The organism is Burkholderia sp. Ac-20392 (assembly GCF_017104585.1).
GTDB lineage: Bacteria > Pseudomonadota > Gammaproteobacteria > Burkholderiales > Burkholderiaceae > Burkholderia > Burkholderia lata.
The window spans coordinates 1-5053 of the sequence record NZ_JAAGPB010000569.1 but is presented as its reverse complement, the minus strand read 5'-3'; the positions used below and the strand labels follow the sequence as shown (position 1 = coordinate 5053).

Here is a 5053-nt window from a genome sequence, read left to right as displayed (position 1 = left end):
CCGTCCCCCCCCGCTCTGCCCTCTTGCCCTCCACGCCACGCTTCCGCTCTCGCCGCGCCCCGCGCTCGCACGCCACCCCTGGCGGCGGCGCGGACTCCGCACCGTGCGGTCGGCCAGCGTCGTGATCCCGTGCTTGCGCAGCGCGACGACCGCGCGCGCAGGCAGCCACTGGCCGACGTCGTCGCTGATCTGCGGGACCGGCGCGCGTGCATGACGCAGCAGGCCGATCGCTTCGGCGGCCGCCTTCGCCTCCCGCATACGCTCGCCGTCAGGATGACCGAGCCGCTCCGCAAGATCGAGCCGGCCGACCTGTCGCGCGACGCGCACGAGGCGGCGCCGGATGCCGCCGATCACGCCACGCGCCGAACGCCCTTCGCCTAGCCGGTCGGGCAGGTAGCGCTCGACGGCCTGACGCACGGTCATGCCCGCGTACCACGCACGCAGCGCGGCCAGTTCGTCGGCGTCGGGAAAGCCTGCGGGCGCAGGTGGGGAATCGGAGGAAAGCGGTGAGGCTAGGCGCGGGTTCATGGGCGCAAGTTTGACAGAAGCGCGCGTGGCCGGATACGGCGTGCGTGGCGTTTCCGGCGAGATACGCGTGCACGAGCGAGACGTCCGACACGGCCTGTTATGCTCCGCACTGCATTCCTGCGTGATCCGCTCACCGCTTCCCCGCATCACATTGCGGCGGGCGAGATCCGCATTGAATTGCACTGGACGATCCAACCATCCATATCGGTATCTGCATCGGAATATCGACGGTCGCGCGGTTCGTTCAATGCATTTCCGGCCGTCGGTCAATAACACCTTTACCAACAAGAACCGCAAATTCATGACATCCCGCCTTCTCGCCGCGCTCGTTGCCGCGGCCTTGAGCTGCACCGCCCTGCCCGCCGCCTACGCGCGCACCTACGTCGCGCCGACGGCGTCGTTCGGAAAAGGCGCTTACGTTCACCAGTTCGTGCTGCGCGACCCCGCCACGCACCAGCCGCTGCCGTATGCGCGCTACCGGCTGTTCCTGCCCGGTCAGGTCATCGCGGGGCTGCCCGTCAAGCCTGAAGAGCATGACAGCGTGATCTTCGGCACGACCGACGCGGCCGGGCGCACCGCCCGGGTCCGGCTGCCGAAGCTGCATCCGGAGAAGCAATGGGTGTTCAACCCGATCGTCGGCGACGGCGAGCTGGGCGAATCGTTCCGGCTGGTCGAGCCGGGCGGCTCGGCACCGATCGGCCATTTCCCGTACGTGCTGGACGTGGAGAACGAATATCTGGCGTGCGGCTATTCCGATGCGAACGGCTACACCTACTACGCGCAATCGCACACGCCGCGAAACGTCAATCTTTACGCCGGCACGCTGGCCGGGTCGGCCGACACCGACTGGTGCGCAGGCCCGGGCTTGACCATCGCGAACGGCGCGAACACCCCGGGCGCGCCTGACCTGTACACGCAATACCTCGGCAGCCTGGTCGCCAACGGCAACCGGATCAGCAGCGAATTGCGGCAGCAGATCGTTGCCAAGCTGCTGTCGCTCGCGATCGCCGAACACGACGAGGGGCGCGTGGCCGCCGCGCTCGATCTCGACAGGATTCCCGACGATCGCCTGAACGACATCGGCTACCGGCTCGCCGACGCCGGCGTCGCAGTCGAGCGCGGGCTCGCGATGATCGACACGCATCTCACGGAATCGCCGAACGACGCGTATGCGCTCGACAGCAAGGGCTGGGCGCTGTATCGCCTCGGCCGCAACGACGAAGCGCTCACGTGGTTCGACCGCTCGATCGCGATCTTCGCGAAGGACGGCGACACGGACAAGGACGCAAGCGAAGCCTATGCGACCGGGCTGACGCACAAGGGCGAAGTGCTGTGGAAACTGGGCCGCCAGGATGAAGCGCGCGATGTGTTCGCGCAGGCGCGGAAGGTTCACCCGAAGAACGGGGAGCTGGCGGAAACGTTGAAGCGGCTGGCGATTCAGATCGGGCAGGACGGCACGAAGGCGCCGGGTACCGCCAGCGAGTAAGTGGAGCAACGGCGCAGCCGCGGTTGTCGCCGGTCATGCGGGCAGCGGTGGCCGGCTGCCTCCGGCACGGTCGAACGCAGGAAGCCGTGCGGGGCCGCCCGCATCACTCCTCGCCTTTCGCGCCCGGGTTGAGCATCACGACAAAGCCCGCCACGCCGACGACCAGCGCGATCGCGCCGCCGCGCAGCGCCATCGCGTTGTCGAACAGCAACCCCGACACGACGGCCATCATGCCCGCGAGCGACACGAACACGGCGATCGCCGCGACGACGATCCGGTACTGGCGACGTATCATCCCGCGCCCGCCGCGTTAAGCAGCCGCAGCGGCAGCCGCGACGTCATCATCGTCGCCGCGAATCAGCAGCACCGGGCACTTCGAGCCGCGCACGAAACGCTCGGCCACGCTGCCGAGCAATACGCGCCGAATACCGCGCCGCCCGTGCGTGCCGACCACCGCGAGGTCAATCCCGCATTCCTTCACGTAGCGCTGCAGGCGCTCCGCGATATCCTCGCCGATGCTTTCGGTCTCGACGAGCTCGGCCTCGCCCTTCGCACCGGCCAGCGCGATGATCTGCTCGGCTTCGCGCAACACCTTGCGCCCGTCGTCGCGAATTTCCTCGACCAGCGCGTGCGGATCGAAACGGCCCGCGTAAGTAAACAGCACCGACTTGTCCACCACATACACGACGCTGACGCGTGCGTCGCCCGCCAGCGCGACCTTCACTGCCTCGGCAAGCGCCTGTTTCGATGAAGCGCTGCCGTCGACGGCCACCATGATCTTCTCGTACATACGAACCTCGCTGGGGTGAGTTGCCGAGCGTCTGATCGCGCGCGGCCTTGTCACCATCATCGGCGGATGACGGGTTCGAATGTTGATGGCGATCAAGTCGCGCCGGCATCCAGGCTGCGACCCGCCGACGCAGGGCGCCGCCCCGCGCCGGCGCCTTGACGTCATCGTGCGTGCGGTGCGCGGTACTTGTGCTTGTCGAACCCGCTGTCCCGCAGCCACGCGCCGGCGACCGCGTCCACGTCCTGGCCCGCGAACGGCAGCACCGTATCGGGCTGGGCGCCGTGACGATAGTTCGGCCCGGTGAATTCCGGATCCGCCGCATAGCCAAAGTACGTGTTGCCGCTCCACACGATGTTCGCGTAACTGCCTTGCGCGTTCTTCGTCCGGAAGATCGCGCCGCTGTCCGATGCGTTGTAGAACCGGTTGCCCGTCACCTGGAATGCGTTCGCGTAGCTGAGGTTCTCGACGATCGGCGTGACCAGGCCCGGCGTGCGCGTAATCACGACGTTGTCGCGCACGACGGAATCGGCCGAGCCCGCGGCCGACACGATCCGCCGCTTGTCGTTCAGGCTCAGGTTGTTCTCGACGATCGCGCCGGTTTCCTGCGCGACGTGGCCCAGTCCGTCGGAACCGCATCCGCAGAACAGCATCAGCCCGCCATCGTTGTCGTGGCTGAAGTTCGCGGCCACGCGCGTGTTGCGCGTACCGAGATCGGCGTCGAACGCCATCCCGTCGCCGGCCTCGATATTGTTCTGCAGCCGCACGCCGTTGACTTCGTTGTAGCGGAACAGCGCATCGTCGGTGTTGATCGCCCAGGCACCGGCGCTGTTGCCCGGCGCCCGCATCCAGACGTCGTACAGGTGATTCGCCTCGACCTGCGGCGCGGTGGCCGTGCGGACGATGATGCCGTCGCCGCCGACGTTGTGGATCAGGTTGTTGCGGAACACGACGCGCGTCATCGGGAAATAGTCCGTCGCTGCCTGCGTGGCCGGATTCGTGAGGTAGGCCGAATTGCCCTTGTACGGCGGATAGTCGCCGCACGGCGCGCCGCCTTCCCGGCACATCCACGCGGATCGGGTCGACAGCGCCACCGCGTCGACGTTGTAGATCTCGCTGTTCTCGACCGCGATGTCGTCGAAGCCGGTGCGCTTCTCCTTCGTGCCGACGATTTCGTTGTCGCGAGTCACCTCGAACAGCATCCCGCCGGTCGTCTTGTACGAACCGACCGTATTGCTCGCGACGTCCTTCAGATAGCCGCGCACGTGATGCACGTACACGTCGTCGACGTGATAGTGACTGCCCGTGCCGTAATCCTCGAGCCGCACGTACAGCCCGAGACGCCCGCCGGGCGTGGTCGCATCGTTGGTCAGCTCGAGCGAGCGGATTTCCCAGTACTGGGTGTTGTAGAGGGAGATGGCCGCGCGGTTCACGGTCGGGTTGTCCGACTTGCACAGCGAGTAATAGCCGCTGAACCCGCTCGACGTCTTGTGCTGCTCGGTGATCGACTGGTCGGGGTCGGCCGTCGCGTCGGTGCAGCCGGCCGCGATCACGGGGCGCGGCGCCTTCGGGTCGCCGTACGCGTCGACGACGATCGGCGCACCGACCGCGCCGGTACTGCCCGGTGCGGGCGTAAAGCTGCCGTCGCAGGTCGTGCCGCGCTTGAAGCGCACATGCATGCCGGGGGTGAGCACGATCCGGTTCAACGTCGCGAGATCGTGGATCGGATTCGCGGTGGAGCCGAGCGTCGCGGGCGATCCCGTTCCGTTCGAGCCGAGCGAGCAGTCGACATACAGCGTGCCGGGCACGTCATCGGCCGTCCTTTCGGCCGCAGCCGCGGGCGAAGCAGCCAACTGCTGCCCGGCCGCGACGCCGTCCGCCGATTCTCCACCACCGCATGCTGCGAGCGCGCCGATCAACGGCGCTGCGACAATCTTCCAGTGTTTCAAGGTCAGTCTCCCGAAATTTGGCATTCGTGATCCGGCATCGAGTCGACCGCAGGTCGATCCTGATGCCGGCCGCTCATTCCGGCAGCCGGTTCGTCGAGACGAACCGGCGCCCCCTCCTCGCTTGCCGCGGGCAGCAGCCCTGCCCGCTCGGCCAGCACCCACAGGCCGGCTGCCGCCGCACCGTCGATCGTGTCGACGGGCGGCCAGCCGAACAGCGATGCCGCATGCCGGTAACGCGCGCACAACGCGGCGTCGCCGATCAACATCGGTCGCAGCGCCTGATCGCGGGCCGCACCGCCCGGC

At 67.6% G+C, this 5053-nt stretch carries 5 protein-coding genes and 1 pseudogene; 1 reads left to right on the top strand and 5 read right to left on the bottom strand.

The window, feature by feature from the left end; translation table 11 throughout:
• On the bottom strand, positions 1–528 hold a 528-nt coding region (locus tag G3N99_RS34670), incomplete at its 3' end, for a phage integrase family protein (RefSeq protein WP_277396477.1).
• A 301-nt stretch (positions 529–829) separates the two neighbouring features.
• On the opposite strand from G3N99_RS34670, the gene G3N99_RS34665 reads away from it, so the two are divergent.
• Positions 830–2014: a tetratricopeptide repeat protein gene (locus tag G3N99_RS34665; protein WP_241012011.1), complete on the top strand. Its 1185-nt coding sequence runs from the start codon at positions 830–832 to the stop codon at positions 2012–2014.
• 103 nt (positions 2015–2117) lie between these two features.
• On the opposite strand, the gene G3N99_RS34660 is transcribed toward G3N99_RS34665, so the two are convergent.
• The 4 genes and pseudogenes from G3N99_RS34660 to G3N99_RS34645 all read right to left on the bottom strand — a co-directional run.
• Entirely contained in the window at positions 2118–2309 is a 192-nt protein-coding gene (locus G3N99_RS34660; RefSeq protein ID WP_174932689.1) for a DUF2964 family protein, read from the bottom strand.
• Positions 2310–2324: 15 nt separating this feature from the next.
• The gene (locus tag G3N99_RS34655; protein ID WP_206124621.1) at positions 2325–2804 is read right to left on the bottom strand and encodes a universal stress protein; all 480 of its coding nucleotides are present in this window, start codon (positions 2802–2804) and stop codon (positions 2325–2327) included.
• A gap of 161 nt (positions 2805–2965) precedes the next feature.
• Positions 2966–4750: a hypothetical protein gene (locus G3N99_RS34650; protein ID WP_206124620.1), complete on the bottom strand. Its 1785-nt coding sequence runs from the start codon at positions 4748–4750 to the stop codon at positions 2966–2968.
• A 2-nt stretch (positions 4751–4752) separates the two neighbouring features.
• Positions 4753–5053, bottom strand: a pseudogene (locus tag G3N99_RS34645) (2-dehydro-3-deoxygalactonokinase); the annotation flags it as partial.